Source organism: Sporolituus thermophilus DSM 23256 (assembly GCF_900102435.1).
GTDB lineage: Bacteria > Bacillota > Negativicutes > Sporomusales > Thermosinaceae > Thermosinus > Thermosinus thermophilus.
In genome coordinates this window covers 123,470-142,459 of sequence record NZ_FNBU01000004.1, presented here as the reverse complement: position 1 = coordinate 142,459, position 18,990 = coordinate 123,470, and the positions used below count along the sequence as shown (strand labels likewise).

At 49.1% G+C, this 18,990-nt stretch carries 19 protein-coding genes and 1 pseudogene; 7 read left to right on the top strand and 13 right to left on the bottom strand.

The window, feature by feature from the left end; translation table 11 throughout:
• A pseudogene (locus BLQ99_RS04210) lies at nucleotides 1–200 on the bottom strand (ISLre2 family transposase); the annotation flags it as partial.
• A 250-nt stretch (nucleotides 201–450) separates the two neighbouring features.
• On the opposite strand from BLQ99_RS04210, the gene BLQ99_RS04205 reads away from it, so the two are divergent.
• Together BLQ99_RS04205 and BLQ99_RS04200 are read left to right on the top strand one after the other, a co-directional pair.
• On the top strand, nucleotides 451–1,833 hold the full coding sequence (locus BLQ99_RS04205; protein WP_093688434.1) for an FAD-binding oxidoreductase: 1,383 nt from the start codon (nucleotides 451–453) through the stop codon (nucleotides 1,831–1,833).
• A 3-nt stretch (nucleotides 1,834–1,836) separates the two neighbouring features.
• Nucleotides 1,837–3,132 (top strand): (Fe-S)-binding protein, encoded by a 1,296-nt coding sequence (locus BLQ99_RS04200; protein ID WP_093688432.1) that lies wholly within the window; start codon nucleotides 1,837–1,839, stop codon nucleotides 3,130–3,132.
• 46 nt (nucleotides 3,133–3,178) lie between these two features.
• On the opposite strand, the gene BLQ99_RS04195 is transcribed toward BLQ99_RS04200, so the two are convergent.
• Together BLQ99_RS04195 and BLQ99_RS14895 are read right to left on the bottom strand one after the other, a co-directional pair.
• Nucleotides 3,179–3,874, bottom strand: a complete 696-nt coding sequence (locus BLQ99_RS04195) for a TerC family protein (protein ID WP_093688430.1) — start codon at nucleotides 3,872–3,874, stop codon at nucleotides 3,179–3,181.
• A gap of 451 nt (nucleotides 3,875–4,325) precedes the next feature.
• Complete coding sequence (locus BLQ99_RS14895) at nucleotides 4,326–4,472, bottom strand: hypothetical protein (protein WP_171904591.1); 147 nt, start codon at nucleotides 4,470–4,472, stop codon at nucleotides 4,326–4,328.
• Nucleotides 4,473–4,626: 154 nt separating this feature from the next.
• On the opposite strand from BLQ99_RS14895, the gene BLQ99_RS04190 reads away from it, so the two are divergent.
• From BLQ99_RS04190 to BLQ99_RS04180, 3 genes are all read left to right on the top strand, one after another.
• Complete coding sequence (locus BLQ99_RS04190; RefSeq protein WP_093688428.1) at nucleotides 4,627–5,568, top strand: metal-dependent hydrolase; 942 nt, start codon at nucleotides 4,627–4,629, stop codon at nucleotides 5,566–5,568.
• A 350-nt stretch (nucleotides 5,569–5,918) separates the two neighbouring features.
• A complete protein-coding gene (locus BLQ99_RS04185) occupies nucleotides 5,919–6,410 on the top strand; it encodes a hypothetical protein (RefSeq protein WP_093688426.1) in 492 nt (163 codons plus the stop codon).
• A gap of 112 nt (nucleotides 6,411–6,522) precedes the next feature.
• Nucleotides 6,523–7,149 (top strand): 4Fe-4S binding protein, encoded by a 627-nt coding sequence (locus BLQ99_RS04180; protein WP_093688424.1) that lies wholly within the window; start codon nucleotides 6,523–6,525, stop codon nucleotides 7,147–7,149.
• Nucleotides 7,150–7,340: 191 nt separating this feature from the next.
• On the opposite strand, the gene BLQ99_RS04175 is transcribed toward BLQ99_RS04180, so the two are convergent.
• From BLQ99_RS04175 to BLQ99_RS04160, 4 genes are all read right to left on the bottom strand, one after another.
• Nucleotides 7,341–7,730, bottom strand: coding sequence for a hypothetical protein (locus BLQ99_RS04175; RefSeq protein ID WP_093688422.1), 390 nt, complete (start codon nucleotides 7,728–7,730; stop codon nucleotides 7,341–7,343).
• A 138-nt stretch (nucleotides 7,731–7,868) separates the two neighbouring features.
• A complete protein-coding gene (locus tag BLQ99_RS04170) occupies nucleotides 7,869–9,017 on the bottom strand; it encodes an RtcB family protein (RefSeq protein ID WP_093688420.1) in 1,149 nt (382 codons plus the stop codon).
• Between the two features lie 236 nt (nucleotides 9,018–9,253).
• The gene (locus tag BLQ99_RS04165) at nucleotides 9,254–9,784 is read right to left on the bottom strand and encodes a peptidoglycan recognition protein family protein (RefSeq protein ID WP_245690243.1); all 531 of its coding nucleotides are present in this window, start codon (nucleotides 9,782–9,784) and stop codon (nucleotides 9,254–9,256) included.
• A gap of 307 nt (nucleotides 9,785–10,091) precedes the next feature.
• Nucleotides 10,092–10,766 (bottom strand): TerC family protein, encoded by a 675-nt coding sequence (locus tag BLQ99_RS04160; protein ID WP_093688418.1) that lies wholly within the window; start codon nucleotides 10,764–10,766, stop codon nucleotides 10,092–10,094.
• 162 nt (nucleotides 10,767–10,928) lie between these two features.
• Between BLQ99_RS04160 and BLQ99_RS04155 the strand changes: the two genes are divergently transcribed.
• Nucleotides 10,929–11,108 (top strand): hypothetical protein, encoded by a 180-nt coding sequence (locus BLQ99_RS04155; RefSeq protein ID WP_093688416.1) that lies wholly within the window; start codon nucleotides 10,929–10,931, stop codon nucleotides 11,106–11,108.
• A gap of 64 nt (nucleotides 11,109–11,172) precedes the next feature.
• On the opposite strand, the gene BLQ99_RS04150 is transcribed toward BLQ99_RS04155, so the two are convergent.
• The 3 genes from BLQ99_RS04150 to BLQ99_RS04140 all read right to left on the bottom strand — a co-directional run bounded on the left by BLQ99_RS04150 (nucleotide 11,173) and on the right by BLQ99_RS04140 (nucleotide 14,310).
• Nucleotides 11,173–12,171, bottom strand: a complete 999-nt coding sequence (locus BLQ99_RS04150) for an MBL fold metallo-hydrolase (RefSeq protein WP_093688414.1) — start codon at nucleotides 12,169–12,171, stop codon at nucleotides 11,173–11,175.
• A gap of 85 nt (nucleotides 12,172–12,256) precedes the next feature.
• Nucleotides 12,257–14,017: a carbon starvation CstA family protein gene (locus BLQ99_RS04145; protein ID WP_093688412.1), complete on the bottom strand. Its 1,761-nt coding sequence runs from the start codon at nucleotides 14,015–14,017 to the stop codon at nucleotides 12,257–12,259.
• 35 nt (nucleotides 14,018–14,052) lie between these two features.
• On the bottom strand, nucleotides 14,053–14,310 hold the full coding sequence (locus BLQ99_RS04140; RefSeq protein ID WP_093688410.1) for a DUF362 domain-containing protein: 258 nt from the start codon (nucleotides 14,308–14,310) through the stop codon (nucleotides 14,053–14,055).
• 357 nt (nucleotides 14,311–14,667) lie between these two features.
• Between BLQ99_RS04140 and BLQ99_RS04135 the strand changes: the two genes are divergently transcribed.
• Nucleotides 14,668–16,167 carry a class I adenylate-forming enzyme family protein gene (locus tag BLQ99_RS04135; protein WP_093688408.1) on the top strand — a complete coding sequence of 500 codons (1,500 nt, stop codon included), beginning with the start codon at nucleotides 14,668–14,670 and terminating at the stop codon, nucleotides 16,165–16,167.
• 112 nt (nucleotides 16,168–16,279) lie between these two features.
• Here the strand turns inward: BLQ99_RS04135 and BLQ99_RS04130 are convergent, their stop codons facing one another.
• The 3 genes from BLQ99_RS04130 to BLQ99_RS04120 all read right to left on the bottom strand — a co-directional run bounded on the left by BLQ99_RS04130 (nucleotide 16,280) and on the right by BLQ99_RS04120 (nucleotide 18,667).
• Entirely contained in the window at nucleotides 16,280–16,615 is a 336-nt protein-coding gene (locus tag BLQ99_RS04130; RefSeq protein WP_093688406.1) for a PAS domain-containing protein, read from the bottom strand.
• Nucleotides 16,616–16,768: 153 nt separating this feature from the next.
• On the bottom strand, nucleotides 16,769–17,755 hold the full coding sequence (locus BLQ99_RS04125; RefSeq protein ID WP_093688404.1) for a Gfo/Idh/MocA family protein: 987 nt from the start codon (nucleotides 17,753–17,755) through the stop codon (nucleotides 16,769–16,771).
• Between the two features lie 432 nt (nucleotides 17,756–18,187).
• Entirely contained in the window at nucleotides 18,188–18,667 is a 480-nt protein-coding gene (locus tag BLQ99_RS04120) for a hypothetical protein (RefSeq protein WP_093688402.1), read from the bottom strand.
• Nucleotides 18,668–18,990 lie beyond the last annotated feature (323 nt).

Sequence of the window (18,990 nt, the reverse complement as noted above, 5' to 3'; positions counted from 1 at the left end):
GTCTTATCTTGTTTGATCAGCTGGTCCATTTTTTCTAAAACCGCCTTGACGATCGTGCGCCCTACGTCATGTAGTTTATTTTGTAACAGCCGCTCAAATTTCTGAAAATCCATCTCATACAATAAACGCTCAAATTCTTTCTCGTCTTCTTCCAACTTCGAAAGGATAACCTCTTTGATATATCGAATAAATACTGTCATGAAGACATCACCCCTGGGTAATCTTTTTGGATTACTCATCCCGTCGAAGGATGGTGATGTCTTCTTCTTTTTTCTTCCTCAAAAATCCTACAGTAATTTTACACTAACCGCCAGGCATTAATTATCATTATCGAAAAATTCAAAAGTCCGATAGCTGACCAATTGCGGCGCGCAGGAAAAATATTATGGCTCGCGAATTGTTATTTTTATCTTAATCTTATTACTTTTTATAAATATAAAGGAGTAATGTATGGAGAGGGAAATAATCAACCAACTGATACAAATCGTCGGGGCGGAAAACGTTCTGATGCAAACGGAAGAGCTAATGTGCTATTCCTATGACGCAACACCCGGCTTCAGCCAACCGCCCGCTGCGGTAGTTATGCCCGGCAGTACGGCCGAAGTTTCGCAGGTGCTCGCCCTTGCCAATAGCGAAAAAATCCCTGTCTACCCCCGCGGTTCGGGCACCAATCTCAGCGCCGGCGCTGTACCTATGAAGGGCGGCATCGTACTGCTTATGACGCGGATGAACAAAATTATTGAGATTGATGCCGCCAACCTGGTAGCGGTGGCCGAACCAGGGATTGTGGTGGCCGATTTGAACCGGGAAGTAGAAAAACTCGGCCTCATTTATCCTCCCGATCCGGGCACGGTAGCCACCGCAACCTTAGGCGGAACGGTGGCCGAAAACTCCGGCGGCCTGCGCGGTCTGAAATATGGCGTTTCCAAGCACTATGTCATGGGTCTTGAGGTAGTGCTGGCCGATGGCCGTATCCTCAATACCGGCGGCAAAAACGTTAAAGACGTGGCCGGCTACGATCTGACCAAACTCATGACTGGCTCGGAAGGAACACTAGGGGTCATAACCAAAATCATGGTAAAACTCGTCCCTGCTCCGGAAGCGAAAAAAAGCATTCTCGCCATCTTTGACGACCTCGACAACGCCGGCAAGGCCGTCGCCAATATCATCGCCAATCGGATTATCCCGGCGACGCTCGAAATCATGGACAATACGACCATCCGCACCGTGGAAGATTATGCCCGTATCGGTCTGCCCACCGACGCCGAGGCCGTACTGCTCATTGAAGTGGACGGCATTCCGGAAGTAGTGGAAAAGGATGCGGCGAAAGTCAGCGAACAACTCAAAGCCAATAAGGCAACTGAAATCATCGTGGCCAAGGATGACGTCGAACGGGATAAAATTTGGGCGGCCCGCCGCGCCGCGCTGCCGGCATTGGCCAAACTGCGCCCGACCACCTTGGTTGAGGACGCTACGGTGCCGCGCAGCAAGGTTCCCGACATGATCCGCGCCGTCAGCCAGATCGCCGCTAAATATGGCGTAACCATCGGCACTTTTGGTCACGCCGGCGACGGCAACCTTCATCCAACCATCGTCTGCGATCTGCGCAATCAGGAGGAAACGGAACGGGTATACCAGGCCATGGATGAAATCTTCACTGCCGCCCTAAATCTTGGCGGCACCCTCAGCGGCGAACACGGTATTGGCCTTGGCAAACTTAAATATATGGAAAAACAGTTTGGTCCGGTAGGAATGGCGACTATGCGGGCTATTAAACAGGCCCTCGATCCCAACGGCATTCTCAATCCCGGAAAACTTGTCGGGGAGTGGTAAACCATGAGCGAAACGGACGCCAAACAAGTATTGGCCCAAATCAGCGATGCCCTGGCCAATTGCATGAAATGCGGCAACTGCATGGAAGTATGCCCGGTTTATAAAGAACTCAAAACCGAGACCGGCGTCGCCCGCGGTAAACTGGCGCTGCTGGACGCGGTAAATAACGGCCAACTTGGCTTTACCGACCGGTTCGCCAAGCTGATGACGATTTGCACTTCGTGCAAGTCCTGCGCCATGAAATGCCCCTGCGGCGTAAAAGCCGACGAACTCATTGTGCGGGGGCGGGAAGCCGCTGTCAGGGCCCGCGGCCAACATCCTGTGAAAAAAGCGGTTTTTACTTTCCTTAAAAATCGCGCCCTCTTTGATTTGAGCATGCGAATGGCCGGCCTCTTCGGTCCCCTGGCCTTCAAGAAACTGCCCGGGCGGCTGGCGACTATCGCCCGTTTCCCCATGCCCGGTCTCGACCGCAAGCGCATTACCGCCCCTCTCGCCACCACTCCGCTGCGCAGTCAGTATCCCGAGACCGTAAAGGTCGACAAGCCCAAGCTGCGGGTCGGCTTTTTCACCGGCTGTGTAGTCAACTATATTTATACCGACATTGGCCAGTCGGTCATTAATGTGCTGAAGGCCAACGACGCGGAAGTGGTATTGCCAAGACTCCAACATTGCTGCGGCATCCCTGTCTACATGAACGGCGAACCGGACTTGGCGCGGGTTTTCGCCAAACACAACATTGAAACCTTCGCCAGCTACAATCTCGACTATATCGTTACCCCTTGCGCGACCTGTACGGAAGCCTGGAAACTGGAGTATCCCGAATTGTTCCACGCTGACCCGGCCATGAGAACCAGAGCCGAAAATTTGGCGAAAAAGACCTACGAAATAAGCGAATTTCTCGTCGATATCGTGAAATTTCGCCGCGACAATTTGGGCGAAGTCAAGGCTACCGTCACGATGCACGACCCATGCCATATGGCGCGCGGGATTAAAGTGACCAGCCAGCCGCGGGAAGTCCTCCAGGCCATCCCCGGCCTGACTTTCGTCGAAATGAAAGAACCGGCCCGCTGCTGCGGCGCCGGCGGCTCATTCAGCCTGGCGCACTATGAATTGTCCCGGAAAATCAATGACCGCAAAGTCGCCGACATTGCCGCCACTGACGCCGATTTGGTGGCAACGAGCTGCGGCCTGTGCCGGATGCATATCATTGACGGCCTGGTCCAAAATAATCTGCGGCAAGATGCCGTTCATACCATCCAACTCCTTGATAAGGCTTATCAGGCCGGTCAACAAGGCTGAGGCACGGAAAAAGGGCGCCTAACACTTTGGTAAGGCGCCCTTTTAGTTATTTTTCCGTATCCCCAGGGAAAGAGGTTGTCACCGAGCCTGTAATAGCTTCCTTGTGACCACGGGTTTTACGCCAGTGACCAATAGCGATAACCAATGCCGTTAGACCAATTTCTATTATTAACGCGTAGGGCTGAAGCGTAGCTCCAAGCGCTTGGTCGGCTACGATCATTTTTGCTGCCGTCCAGCCTAAAATACCGGCGCCGATATAAATGATAATCGGGAAGCGGTCCATGAGGGTCATTAGCATTTGGCTGCCGAAAACCACAAGCGGAATGCTCATGGCCAGGCCGAAAATCAGCAGCATCATATTGCCGCCGGCAATGCCGGCGATGGCCAACACATTGTCCAGACTCATAATTAAGTCGGCAAACAGAATGATTTTAACGGCTTCCATAAAATTGGAAGCTTCCTGGCAGGAAACCTCCTTTTTTTCTTCAGCAAGGAGGTTAATCGCAATATATAATAATGCCAAACCGCCTGCAAACTGCACATAAGGTATTTTAAGCAGCAGTGCGGCAACAAGGGTAAGAACAATTCTTAAAATAACGGCTCCGGCGCTACCCCAAATAACGGCCTTCTTGCGTTGCGCAGGGGGTAAGTTTCTACTAGCCAGAGCTATGATGACCGCGTTATCGCCACTTAGTATCAGGTTAATAAACGTAATACTACCTAACGCTGCCAATAGTTCCATCGAAATAACCCCTTTCCGTATTTTTTTGTACTAATTACATTAATCCAGTCAGTTAAAAGGCCGTCTTGAGCTTGGCGGTGCACCTCCATATCAAAAAATTAAAGACCTTACCGCGTAAGGTCTTTTGGAATTCTTCCCCAGGGGCAGACCTTACTGCTAGTATATTTCGTTTCGTAAATATACTAAAGGTCTCGCTATTGGCTAACCAACGACAAGGCCATGCAGCAAGTGCAGAGTTGTTGACCTTATCTGACAGCTACTCCCCTTTAGGGACTATTCAGTTACATTCCAATAATAATATATAATCCCTGCCCGGTCAAGACGTCCAGGTTAGCGAATACTGGATATATTTTTTGCCAATACCTCTTCCTCCGCAAAATGGCCAGCCGGCAACCGCACCTGTGTGAACTTCTGAAAAAAGAGCAACTCGCTACCGCGAGCTGCTCTTTTTTCAGGGCCCTCCGGACAAACGGACAAGGTTGGCGTCCGCCGCCGGATCGACGCCGCCTAAATCGTCGGCAATGCCGCCCACATGGTTAAGCCTGCCGTCTTTGTTCATAAGGAGCGGACGGGTATCGCCTTTTGCTTTTTGCCGCACCTTTTTTCACCTCCGTTTAGTTTTATTTTTCCCGCCCGACAGTAAAACAATCGAGAACCGAGCAAGCCATAACTTACCATAGACCACCGCCCCGGAGCCCATGTTATAATGTTATGTAAACTAATATGGACTTTTTTTGGGGAAGGGGGATGTTATGGATACTTTGTCACACGCGCTTATTGGCATGGCGGTCGCAGGGCTGTCCGGTCACCCGCTGTCGGCCAGTGACCCTGTTTATATTGCAGCAGTCCTTGGCGCACAAGCGCCAGACTTGGATATTATCGCCGGCCTACGCGGCGGAATGGCTTATCTCAGGCAACATCGCGCCATGTCGCACTCCGTACCGGGCGTAACCGCTTGGTCGGCGTTGATTGCCGCCGGCCTTTGTTTTTTTGTGCCCGATATAGCTTTTACCAAAGCTTTCGGTTGGGCTTTTGCCGGCGGCCTTTCCCATATTATAGTCGACTATTTTAATACCCACGGCGCCGCCGTTCTGTGGCCGCTGCGCAAGGAGCGCAAAAGCTGCCACCTACTTAACGTCTTTGATCCAATTCTTATCCTCCTAATGCTTAGCCTGTATACCTACCCCCTGCCGATGCGCCATGTGGCACTGGCAACGTTTACCCTGTTAGTTTCTTATCTGGGACTGCGCCTGGCCCTTCGTCACCGGGCAGCAAAATGGCTAACCGGCTATTTTGCCGGTCACGCGGTTATGCGGGTTACCATTATGCCATCCCTGCAGCGAATCTTTTTTTGGGACTTTGTGATTGAAACAACTGACCGTTATTTTGTGGGACAAGTTGGCGCCCTCTATCCGGTACTTGCCGTGCGGGCCGAATTATCCAAACAAAGAATTTCCGAGATAACCGCAATGGCGCAAAATACCTTCCTCGGTCAGTTTTTTCAGTCCTTTACTCCGTTCAGGCATGTCGAGGAAGAACAGGCCGAAAACGGTAAAGCCGTTCATATTTATGACTTGCGTTACTTTTGCGGTGAGGAATTCCGTCATCGTGCCACCATATATTTTGATGACGCGAACACACCTCGCGATGCCTATATTCATTCGTATGGCCGCAAAATTCGCGTTCCTTGTTAACGCCCGTACCGAGGGCGTTTTTTTTATGTCCGCATACCCCTTTTTTAAAATACATCCTTGGGACATATAACCGCGGCCACACTCGCTGAATACCCTGTATTATCAACAATGAAAGGTCGTGAAGCGATGCGCCAGCGGTTGTTCACACTCACCTTGGTCCTTTGTCACCATGCCCAAATGAAAGATATAGCGCCACCATGCCAATAGCGCGCATGGGGTTTTGCTGGTCACCCAAATCAGTTGCTTTGCATCCGCCCAGGAATGGTCGGCAGAGGAAAAACTGGCCAAAATCACTAAACCCGCTGGGGTCCGCATCGCCGCCTATTACTAGGCCTTGTGGATTGTGGGCTATGGACCAGTACCAGGTACTGTCGCCAAAATCGACGCTGCAATGGTCCTGGGCCCACGGTGTTATTTCATCCGATAAAAAAGCCAGTAGCCAGGGAGCACCAACGGTACAAGAGTTTATCCGCAAATCTGGCGCTACCAATACTCCCAGCCTAACCGACAAAGCCTACCGCGAAGGCCTTGAGTTTTACTGGCAGGGCTATTACTCTAAAGCGCTTCCTAAATTCGAAGAAGTAAAACGCCTCTATGCCAAACATTCCGAGGCGGATGACCTTATCGCCGAATGTCAGAATAATATCGCTCAAGGGAAAGACCGCCGCTACTGGCCTGACTATTATCCTTACCTTGCCGCCTTGGCCATTGCCGCTGTCCTCGTTGTTAGCCTTACCGTTTACTTCGTAATCCGGCGGCGCAAAATGGCTCAGCAAGGTTCCGTCCTCCCGCCCCCTCCTCCCGGCCCGGATACGAATAAACCCAACCAGCCTGGTCAATAAACCAAAAGCCGATAAAAGTTCCTGCTGCAAGTACTTGCGCAGGAGCTTTTTTTGGGTTATAATAAATATGGCACCCCCGGGGGAGGGGGTACGGGAAAGGAAGGTGTTATTTATGCCAAATAAAATTCAACCATACCTATTTTGGATCTTGCTGGCCTTTTTGGCCATTGGTTATTTCTATCCCGCAATCGGAGTCACCGCCATTGTGTGCATGCTGGCACCAGTATTGCTGGCGCCGTTCAAAGGCCGCTACTGGTGCGGCAACTTCTGCCCGCGCGGCAGCTTTTACGACACTATTCTAGCTAAGGTTTCGCCCAAAAAGCCTATTCCTGCCTTTTTCCGCAGTAAGGGCTTTCGCTTGTTTATGATTTTCTTTATTATGACGGTTTTCACCGTGCAAATGTACTATGCCTGGGGTGACTGGCCGGCCATGGGCTTGGTGTTCCTCCGGCTAATCTTCATCACCACACTGGTTGGCATCATTCTTGGCTTGCTTTTTCATCACCGGACGTGGTGCTCATTCTGTCCTATGGGTACAATGGCCAGCTGGTTCAGCGCTAAAGCTAAGCCACTCCGGGTAGATGCTGCATGCGTGAGCTGTAAGCTGTGCAGCAAAGTCTGCCCGTTCGGGCTAACGCCGTATGAAACCAAAAGCACTGATAGCGGTTACCTGCATCCCGATTGCCTTAAGTGCGGCCGCTGCGTGGCGGCATGCCCCAAAAAGGCGCTGCACTTTTGATATCCGCCCGTTACCAGCCCGGTAACGGGTTTTGTTTTTGTAAATTTTACCGTGAATTTGCAAACAGAAGAAAAGCGTTTCCCTCCTTCCGTCGTCGGCTGGCGCCGCCCAAATGTTGGTTGTTTAAACTAAAATCAATTAGGAGAAAGCGAGTATAAAAATAAGACCACCTATTCGGTGGCCTTATTAACCTACGAAAGAAATGTTATCGTAATATTGGGCAATAACTTACTGATTGCTTTAAACGGCTCATCCATAAACAGCGGATCATTTATTGCTTTTTCGACCGCTGCCCGTTCTATTAAAATGCAGGGTTTGAGGATACCCAGAACAGGATGATGAACTTCTGGGTCAATCTTTCCTATCTCGGTGTGTTTAATGCGAATACCATTCAGTTCAAACGTGTACTCGCCAACCACTTGACCGTTTTCGGTAACCCTGAGACCTAGCCTGTTCCGCTTACCAGATAGGACATGTTCTATCATCGAAACGAAGTAAGGATGTTTTGCCTGAATTGCATCCACTACTTTTTCCCGGAAAGGTACAAAATGTTCTAGTATCATTTTGTCTACGTCAGACATGTGGCACCTCCTCAACTTTATCATGATTTAGGATGGCCTGAAAGGCTTGCCAAAATGTATTCGCGCTATGTTCCATTTATTTCCGCTTTAGATCACTAATCCGATGATTATCTGGTCGCTTTCGGCGGTATTGGCCGGCTATCCCTTCATCACGCCTAAAGGTACGAGTTTTACCAGTGGCTTAATTAAATCCAACTCATTTGCAATTACCTCTTCGATATCTTTGTACGCCTGCGGGCACTCGTCGTATTTGCCATTAAAACTGCCGTAAACAATACCTTTCATTGCTTCTTGCGCCATTTCCTCGGTAATTACTTCATTTGCTTTTCTGCGCGACATCTTTCGGCCGGCGCCATGAGAAGCGCTATGGAATGACTCTGGATTGCCAAGGCCTTCTACTATATACGAAGGTGTTCCCATACTACCAGGAATTATCCCTATTTCGCCTTTACGCATCCTGATTGCACCTTTACGATGAACCCATACACTCTCGCCATAGTGTTTTTCCAAAGCAGCATAATTGTGATGAACATCAATTTGCTCCACTGTTGTGTGACCTGTAATATCGTAAAAAATCTTAGCAAAGCGGTCCATCATTTTACTTCTGTTGGCGTAGGCAAAAGCCAAACAGAAGTTCATAGCTTCAATGTAATTTTGCCCTTCTGCTGTATCGGTGGGCAAAAAGGCTAAGTCCCACTCTTTAGGTACTTCCGAGCGCCATTTTTTATTTAACTCAACAGCTTTATTATTGTAGTAGTCAGCCACTTTTTTACCTAAATTTCGGCTACCCGAATGAATCATTAACCAGATAAAACCATCGTCGCCTTTTTGAATTTCGATAAAATGATTGCCACCGCCTAAAGTTCCCAACTGGTACTTAGCAGATTGTAACTCTTGCCTAATTATAGGAATATGGTTAGGCGCCTCTTTAAAAACATCGCTCTCTTGTGGCTCTTTATGATGCTTAAATCCTACAGGAATAACTTCTCTGGCCTTACCCAGTATTTTCTTAACCTGCTCTGTAGTGATTTCCCTAGCTGAAGTTTTAACCGCAACCATGCCGCACCCAATATCAACGCCCACGGCATTTGGTACGACTACATTACGAGCTGCCAGCACTCCGCCTATTGGCATGCCATAACCGCTATGACAATCAGGCATTAACGCGATGTGATGAAAAGCAAATGGCAAATTTGCGAGATTATTAGCCTGTTTTAAACAATCGTCCTCAATGTTATCGGTCCAACATTTTATCGGAATCCGATTATTGTTTTTCCAAGTCTTCAAGTTGCCTTGTTCCTCCTTTTGTCCGAATTGACTTTTAAATAACAGTTACCTGCCGGTTATGATTAATCCGCTAAATTATTCGTGCGTGCCAATTTTTATCCTGCTCTGTTTTAAACAGCTATTTCCCCGATACATCTTCGCTGCTATCAATTTCACAGCAGCTCGTCCATGTTTACCAAGTATGCTTGGGTTCATGCCGGACACACCATAAAAAAAGCGTCCCCAGGGACGCTTTTCTATTCACAATTAAAATCCTGAAACTCTCTTTCAAGGTAAAAAATTGCTTTACCCCTCAAAACATCGCCGCCGCTCCCCAGTTCGTCGCCATTATGCAAAAACCAGAGGTCCCAGCGTTCCCAGGTAGTATCCGGCCCATAGCCGTCGATATTCGCCTGTTCAGCGTGAGTACGCACATGGTCATAATCGATAGGCAGCCCCAGCTCGCGGCACAAAATGGCGATGATTTGCGCCATGCACTCAATCTGTGGTTCTGTCGGCGGCTGTGGTCCCAGGTCATTTGATGTAGCATAGGCGCAGCACAGGATGGATACTCCCACAGAACCCGTGTTTTGCCGCCAGGTATGTGCGAGCACTTCGGTTAAGCTTTCAACAGGGGTATAGATTTCTCCCTCTTTGTCGATATTAATGTGGTAATCCGGATATGGCTGTCCATAATGGCCGGCGGACCAGTGGAGAAAAATGCGGTCAATCTCGCCGCGCGCTTCACGGGCCATGCGGCAGACATCAACAAGTTCAATATGGCGCACTGCTTTACCCTCCTTCGGCCTTAGCGTAGCTATTTTTACATCCTATGCAATACATTCCGCTAAAGTCACCAATTAAATTCCGGGAGGATTTAGCACTGCCAAACAGTTAATAGTAGATGAACTACCGGTCCAAAGTTTGCTCGTCTATCCTCGAGGCCATCGGCAACACGCCCCTAAGGAACAACGATTGTCACTATCCTCTGTGATAGCGGCATGAAGTACTTGAGCAGCGATTTATTTGCCAGGTAATCATTACCTATGAATAAGGCCTAACCTCTGTCAGCGGGAGGTTAGGCCTTATGTAGCTTTAAGCAGAACCCCTTTTTCTGTCCCGTTGCTTTTGGATTAGATCTATGACAACCACGACGGCGGCAAACAGCGCCGGGATCGCCCAGTGAGCCCAAGGATAGGCCGCCAGCCAAATTCCGACTTGCTTATCGGCCAGCACCATTTCCCCGGCTGTCCAGCCGAGAAAAGCCGCACCAAACAAAATTACAACCGGCCAGCGCTCCATCAGCAACATAATAGCTCTACTGCCCCCAATAATGATGGGAATACTAATGCCAAGGCCAATAACCAGAAGCGGAATGTTGCCCTTGGCAATCCCGGCTATGGCTAATACATTATCAAGACTCATTACCAAGTCGGCAACCAAGATAGTCTTGACCGCCGCCCATAAGCTGCTTGCCGCTTCGATTTCCTCATGAGTTTTTTCCTCGCCGCTGATAAGCTTAATAGCTACCCATAGCAGTAATAGTCCGCCCAATAGTTGCAAATATGGTATTTGCAATAAGAAAATAGCAATAAAGGTCAGGATAATTCGCAGAATAATCGCGCCAGCGCCTCCGTAAAAAACGGCCGAGCGCTGCTGCCGGGCGGGAAGATTGCGACTGGCCAGAGCAATTACCAAAGCATTGTCACCGCTTAGTAATAAATTGATTGTGGTAATGCTGAACAAACCGACCCAGAAACTCGCATCCATTCGTCGCATCAACCTCCTGACCACCAGACTAAAACCGACGCTTTTAGTTTTCCCCCGGTGATGATAATGATAATTTGCTTTACCTGCTAAATAATGTTAGCCGGTATTCTGAGGGAACAGTCAAGTAAGCGCACATACTAATAGGAGCAAGGAGGTGAAACCATGCTGGGTATGAACAAAGAACAACTCCTCCAGGTCGCGGGGCAAACAATGCAGACGACACATGATGTTACCGCCGCCGTCGCCGAGATGATCGAGGCGAATAACAAACTATTGACGCAACAGATTGAAGACTATCTGCACGCGAAAAGAACGAAAAATCACCGTTTTGATTTGATGTAGATGGCGTAGGCCGGTGTCTCCAGATATTATTTAAGAGCTGCCAACCTCTGGCAGCTCTTTTGGTTTAACCTGTGCGGATGTTCTCGTTTTGTGCGAAGGTGATCACCGGCCCGCAGCCAACACGGCGGATTTGTCCCTGGTTCTCCAAGTACCGCAGGTGAGCAATCGCCTCGCCAACCGCAAACCACTTCTGGGGCGGCGGGAATTCTTCCCAGGTGGGATAGGACAAGTCCCACCGCATCCGTGCCGCCACTTCGTAAGCACTGAAGGCGTTGCCCTCTTCCAGGATGCCCAGGATTTCCGCAAGGCGCTGCCGATGATGTTCAGTCAGTTCGTCAATTCGCCGCCGGCAGTCGGAAAATATACGGCGGTGCCCGGGCAGCACAAGCTTGACCGGCAGACGGCGGACTTTTTCCAGGCTGGCAAGATATACGGCCAATACATTTTCTTCGTCTGACCAGAGCGAGATATTGGGCGTAATATGGTCAAGAATATGGTCGCCGGAAAACAGAATTTTCCGGTTAGGTTCATAAAGGCAGACATGGCCGGCTGTATGTCCGGGAGTGGTAATGCATGTAAATTCATAGTCGCCAATAGCCAGGCGATAACCTTCGTGCACAGTTGTAAACGGCACCGGTCGGCGGGTGGAAAACCGTACTCCCGGATGCTTGCGAATAGCCTCCGCCAGGGTTTCGTCAGGAAAACCGCTGCGCCGCGCATAGGCGGCCATGCGGTCCCAATGCTCGGTTACAATGCCCATGGAGTTAATGATCGCCGCATCGGCGGCCGAAGCATATATTGTCGTCTCTGGACCGGCGAGCTCACCAATCAATCCGGAATGATCGGCGTGTAAATGAGTAATGAAAAAGTCGATATTTGCCAAGTCGATACCCAAAGCGGTCAGCGCCCCCAGCAGGGCCTCGCGACATTCCTCCCGGTTAAGACCGGTATCAATAAGCAGGCTGCGCCGCGGTCCAACGACCAGATAAGAATTGAGCGCCCGCAAAGGATTGTTCGGTAAGGGAACTTCCACCCGGTAGAGATTGGGCAGAACTTGTTCCAACTAAACCCCCTCCTCATAAGAGATGTTCAATCATTCGGCGCAGAACCGATCAGTACCTGCCGCACAAAAAAATAGCCCTGCCGGGCTATTTAATTTTTGTCCACCGGTAAGCGGAATCAACAATAATCACAATTACGGCAATGATCATCAGCACCATAAGCACGGTATTAAGGATCATGCCCTTAGGCCAATAATTGGTAATAACCGACTGCACCCCGGCTGTTACCGTGGTGACAAACAGCAACATGGTGGGAACGAGGGTAATCATGGCATAATCCCAGCGCTTGCGATGCTTGAGAATAATAGTAGTACCGATGGCCAGCGCCAGGGTAGCCAAAAGTTGGTTAGATACACCGAAAATCGGCCAGATGGTTGATACACTGCCGCCGTAGAGCAAGTAACCCCAGCCGAAAGAAACAAGAAAACTGGTGATAAGCACGCCCGGCCACCAATTCACTTTCCGAAAAGGTTCATATACCCGGCCGAGGGTATCCTGAACGATATAACGGGCGACACGCGTGCCGGCATCGATGGTGGTCAGGATGAACAAGGCCTCAAACATGATGGCGAACTGGTACCAATAAGCCATTAATGCTTTCAAGCCGGGAATGCTGGAAAAGATATAAGCCATGCCAACGGCCAGCGAAACGGCGCCGCCGGGGCGGTGAGCCACGTTTTCTCCGACCAGCGCGGAAAGTTCGGGCAGTTTTTGCATGGTATAACCAAGGGGAGCCAATTGATCGAAAACGGCTTTGGGCGTATTGATGGCGAAATAGTCGCCCGGAAACAGGACAGTGGCGGCGATAAGGGCCATGACTCCAACGAAAGACTCGGTCAGCATGGCGCCAAAGCCTACCAGTTGGATATCGCGTTCGTTATCAATCAGTTTCGGCGTTGTCCCCGACCCAATGAGGGCATGGAAGCCGGAAATGGCGCCACAAGCGATGGTAATCATCAGAAATGGCCATACGGGGCCAGGGATTATGGGCCCGCCGCCGTTGATAAACTGGGTAAAAGGTTCGGCGTGAATTTCGGGACGCACAATGATAATTCCCAGGGCCAAAGCGGCAATGGTGCCTATTTTCATATATGAACTAAGATAGTCGCGGGGCGCAAGCAGCAGCCAAACCGGTAAAACGGCGGCCAGAAAGCCATAGGTAGGCAGCAGGATTTTGAACTGTTTTTCGTCATACAAAAACCAATTGGCAAGTGCAGACGCTTTTACATACGGTCCGGCGATGACGCCCAGCAGCACCAATATCACGCCCATAATCGAAGCTTCGCGGATATGCCCGGGCCGCAACATATGCATATAAATGCCGATAAGCATGGCGCTAGGGATAGTCGATGCCACGGTAAAAGTGCCCCAAGGATTGTCATGAAGAGCATGAACAACGACGATCGCCAGACCGGCCATGGCCAGCAATACAATTAGGAGAACGGCGAAGTTGGTAGCTACGCCTGTCACCTTACTGACCTCATCTTTGGCAATTTCGGCCAGTGACCGACCATTATGGCGCACCGAAGCGAACAGGATGACAGTATCATGGACAGCGCCGGCCAGGACGGCGCCAATCAGCAGCCATAGCATCCCCGGCACATAACCGAACTGAGCGGCCAATACCGGCCCCACCAGCGGCCCGGCTCCGGCTATCGCGGCAAAATGGTGACCAAAAACTACCCATTTGTTGGTGGGAAGATAGTCACGCCCATCATTTAACCGGTGGGCTGGCGTTGTTTTTTGCGGGTCGATGACGAGGACTTTGGTAACCAGGAAATAGCCGTAGTAGCGGTAGGCCAGCGTTAAAACAAGGGCCGCAATCAAAACAAGGTATATCGCATTCATACTAAACCCACCCTTCGTCAACAGTTTCGCCTAATTTACCTTTTACGGTCACCCAGCGGCCATGCCCCGCCGCCAAAGAAGGAATCCATCTCCCGGTTAATCGTGCGGTAGGGGTCGGTTTCCCTGACAATGGCGCCATTAGGACACATCGCTTCGCACTCAGCGCAACCGGTGCAGTTGTCATTGACGATATTCCCGTCTTTACCGTCGCTCACGGCGCCTTCCGGGCAATGTTCCAAACAAGCGTCACATTTCTTGCAATTTTTGGTAATAAAGTAACGAATCTTTTCCATTGAACTACCTCCGCCCAAGCTAAACCAGCTTTTAGTTTTAATATGTCTTCGCCAGGCGTAAAGTATGTAGCTGCAGACGAAAAATTCAGCGGCGATACTGCTTAAAGGTTAGGCCTGTAAAAAAAAATTTGCGTAAAACATATAGTATATTTTCTGATATCCAAAAAAAGCTATTTACCGTTCACCCGGTAAATAGCTTTTTTTAAGATTCGCCGTATGGCCTTCTCTATGCCCGCTAAATTCCACAGCCATGACGCAGGCATTAAAAACCTCATTGTTTTCCTAGACATTTTTGTTTTTTCAGGATACAATGGCGAATGTGCATGCTTAATTTTACAGTAAGAGAGGGGTATATGCTTGCTCGTTCACCAGCTTATTAACCAAGGAACAGATAATAACGTGGCTTTTTACGGTAAAGAAAACGTAACCTATAAACAGCTACGAGAACAAGTAGAAAACTACCGGAATTTTTTCTATAAGTCCGGTATCCGCCCTGGCGAAAACGTCGGTCTATTCTCGCGCAACTCCGTCGAGTTTGTATATAGCTACATGGCGGTGGTAAGCTTGGGAGCCGTCGTGGTGCCACTTAACTTTCAGCTTACCGCCCGCGAGATCGCCTATATTGTCAAAGATGCCCAGATGAAGCATCTGGTCACGGCGCAAAAATTGAACCTGGCTGCCGAGCTTGAACATTACGGCTATGCGCAGGATTTAACCCAGCTCGTTATCCCCGATTTCAAACAAACCCTGACTCAAGAAACTATTGACGGCGCTACACCGCCGCTCACCGGCTTTACTGACGACCATCCCTGTGCAATCATCTATACTTCGGGGACAACCGGCAATCCTAAAGGGGCAGTTCTGACCCATAAAAACCTTGTCAGCAACGCCGGAGCTTTCCGGGAAGTACTGCCAGTTTGTGCGGAAGATAATGTCCTGTGTGTACTTCCTATGTACCATTGTTTCGCCTGGACCTGTGCCGTCCTTAATCCGCTCCTTTGCGGAGCATCAGTCACGATACTGGAAGCCTTTTCGCCCAAGGAAACTCTTGCCGCTATAAAAGAATACGGCGTAACGGTAGTATATGCCGTCCCGCCGATCTATAACGTTTTAGTCCGCACCGGGGAAGTGACGGACCTGGCTGGCGTAAAATTTTTCGTATCCGGCGGGGCATCCCTCCCGGAAAAAATAGCAAAATTATTCTTGGAAAAATACGGAAAAAATATTATTGAAGGGTACGGGCTTTCAGAGGCGTCTCCGGTCGTAACGTTAAACCCGCCCCACAAAACAAAATACTACTCGGTCGGCAAAGCGCTCCCAGGACTTGAAGTCAAAATCGCCGGCCCAAACGGCGAAACTTTGCCACCCGGCGTAGTTGGCGAGATACTGGTAAAAGGTCCCAGTGTGATGCAAGGCTACTTCAACTTACCGCTAGAAACTTCCCGGGCGCTTAAAAACGGTTGGCTCCACACCGGTGATCTCGCTTACCAGGATACTGAAGGCTATTTCTATATCGTTGACCGTTTAAAAGATATGATCATATCCAACGGAGAAAACATTTACCCCCGCGAAATCGAAGAACTTCTATACGCCTATCCGGGCGTAACCGAAGCGGCTGTTATCGGTGTGCCCGATGAACTGCGCGGACAAGCGGCCTGCGCTTACCTTGTCATGGCCGAGGGCTATACCTTCGACAAGCGGGCGATCCGGGAATACCTCCAAGCCAACCTGGCCGGTTACAAAATCCCCCGTGATTTCATTCTCGTTGATGCTCTGCCGAAAAACCAGACAGGCAAAATCCTGAAACGTGTCTTGCGGGATCAAGTGACACAGACGGCTAGCGGTCAGGCAGGCTAGTAAAAAACCCTACCGCAAAGATTTATGCCGATAAATCGGCACCACATGCGCTGGAACGTAAAACCGGTCTACCACTTTCAACTTTCCGATCGCCACTTTCCGGGGTAGAAAGTCATGTACGCACAAAGTGCGGCATCTCAAAGGGTATTTCCAGTGATAATTCGACCAAACCGCCGATTTGGCCGTTTTGATACCACGGCGTCTGATAAATAAGCTTTTTTACGCCGTCTTTTTCAATGGTATAACAATTGGTTTCCTGATTGGCGATTAAACGCGCTATTTTTTGGCGTGAAGACTCGGAATGGCAGGAAAATACGTTTTGACCGATAAGCTGGCTACCGCCGTATTTTTCAAACACTTGGCAGGCCTTATCGTTCATCTCCACTATTTTGCCCTCTTTGTCGATTACCGTAATGGCAACTTTAAGCTCTTTATACCACGCGCCCATCATCTCTCACCTTTCATCAGCATTTTTGAACTTAATTCAACCGCAAAACTTTGTTTCCTGCTTCTTCCATCTATATTTATACATTATTACCTACATTATAAAACCGGGCGACCGTTTAGCCCGGTTGATTTTTTGGGGAACCGAACCGTACACCTAATTTTCACAAGGGAATTTAAGCCCCCAAATAGCTCGCACCTCATCCATAAGCCGCATTACATCCAGAGTATTTTGATGGGTCATTATCGGACTTTCAAGCTGCCCAGCCTTAATACACCTTTCAGTTTCTCTGATTTGATATTCAAAGCCGTTAATCTCAAACGGAGAAGCGAGAGTGTATGTAGTCTTATCGCTCTTAACGACCGTAAATTCCTGCAGCGCCGAAAAGTTTGGCAGGATGATATAGCCTTCTGTGCCAAAGATAACAGCCTGTGAGCCAATATCTAAACCAATCGTGGTAATTAAATGCGCTGTTATGCCATTTTCATACTGCAGCATAATACTGTCAAATTTATCTGTTCCGTATTCACCTATAATAGCGCTGGCGTGTACTTGTTTAGGATTGTAACCCAAAATCATGGCGGCCACGCCTATGGCATACACCCCGATATCTAAAAGCGCCCCACCGGCCAGATTGGGATCAAACTTCCGCACGTACCGGGCGCCGGTTGGGGCAAAACCATACTGGGTGCGAAAATGTGTTATTGTCCCGATTGCCCCTTCGGCAATAGTTTTGTTAAGCAGTTGGTACCCGGGAAGAAACTTTGTCCAAAAGGCTTCCATAAGAAACAGCTTTTTTGCTTTGGCCAGTTGGATAAGTTTGACAGCTTGCGCAGCATTGACGGTAAACGATTTTTCGCAAAGAACATGTTTACCGTGCTCAAGACACAGTCTCGCATTTTCATAATGCTGCGCATGGGGAGTAGCAATATATACGACATCGATATCAGGATCTTGCACCAGGTCCAGATAATTGTCATATGCTCTAGGTATGTTATAATCACTGGCAAACCTGTAAGCCGTCTCTTTTTGGCGGGAAGCAACCGCTAAAACATCGCCACAGTCAGCGAGCTGGGCAATCGTGGCGGCAAACTTTTTCGCAATCGTGCCGGTGGCAATAATCCCCCAATTGATCTTGTCCATGCTTAACCCATCCCTTCCCTTCGCATATTTTCCCTTAATTTACAATAGACGGACAGGTAAGTCAACGGCTGGTGTACTACCTGCCGCGAAAATTTCGGGCAAGGCCGCAAAAACAGCGAAAATTTTCAGATAAGTATTGCGTTTTTTGTCAGATCGTGCTATGCTTTAAGTAAGCACCATCCCTACTTTCTCTGGTTTAAACCCTTGCAAGTTTGGTCAAGTGTTTTTCTTGGATTGAAACCGGGATAGTGTCTCTCTGTATTTAACCCTCACTTAAGCCGCGTGATACCATTCCCCAGAGTTACCGGATCGACTTAATCTTGGTTAGTTTTCGGTCGATGTTATCTGTAGGGATGGGGCATTTGGGCGGAGGAGTTTGTACTCCTCCGCCCTTAGTTTTTATCGAAAAATCGATAACCGGCCTTTAGCCGGTTAATACACGTGATAGTCACTTCTATTGTCCGGAAGAGGTGGCTGCGCCCGCAGCGCCTCTTCCGGCTCATTTTTGGACAAAACAAGCAAGGCCAACGGAAAATAGGCCATAAATCCACTTAAGCCGTACAGCCAAAAGTCTTTTTTCAGACGTTCTGCCAGGTTGCCAAAAATCTCCGCCTCGGCAAGAATACAAAGAATAAACAGACAAAGCCAAATATTCGCCAACGCCGGCTCCTTGAGATATTCGGCCACTAGTCGCAAAACGGAAGCCGCAAAATAGGCGGCATGGTAACCTACTGCGTAATAAGGCGATATCCTTGCGCAGCGGCACAAAATGACATAGTTCCAAATTGGTATCAGGTAATGCCAATAGGGGTTAGTAGCATGAAACTTCTTCCCTAGCCGGTAAAAAATATAGCCGACGGTAAAAAGTTTCGCCAGATGAATGGCATAATGCCATACTAACGCTTTTGTCACCAATACCGCCTCTTTTCATTCCGTCGTGGAAAAGAGAGCCACTGGTAATTTCATAATATTATAGCCGTAAGCAAAATACAATGCGCAAAAATAAACAACTTCCGACATATATCGGAAGATTTGGAGTTCCGGTTTCTGCACAATTATACCCGCTTTAAAGCAAATGCGATCCAGGACCCACACCGTGGATACAATGGAAACTAAGGGGCAACTTCTTTTTGAAATGCCGCTTGGTTGCCGCTTCAACGTTGCCTTTGACAAAATGAGTAACTGTTTTGAGCAAGACCTACACAAACCTTTGCCCTTTGCTAAATCCGGTATGC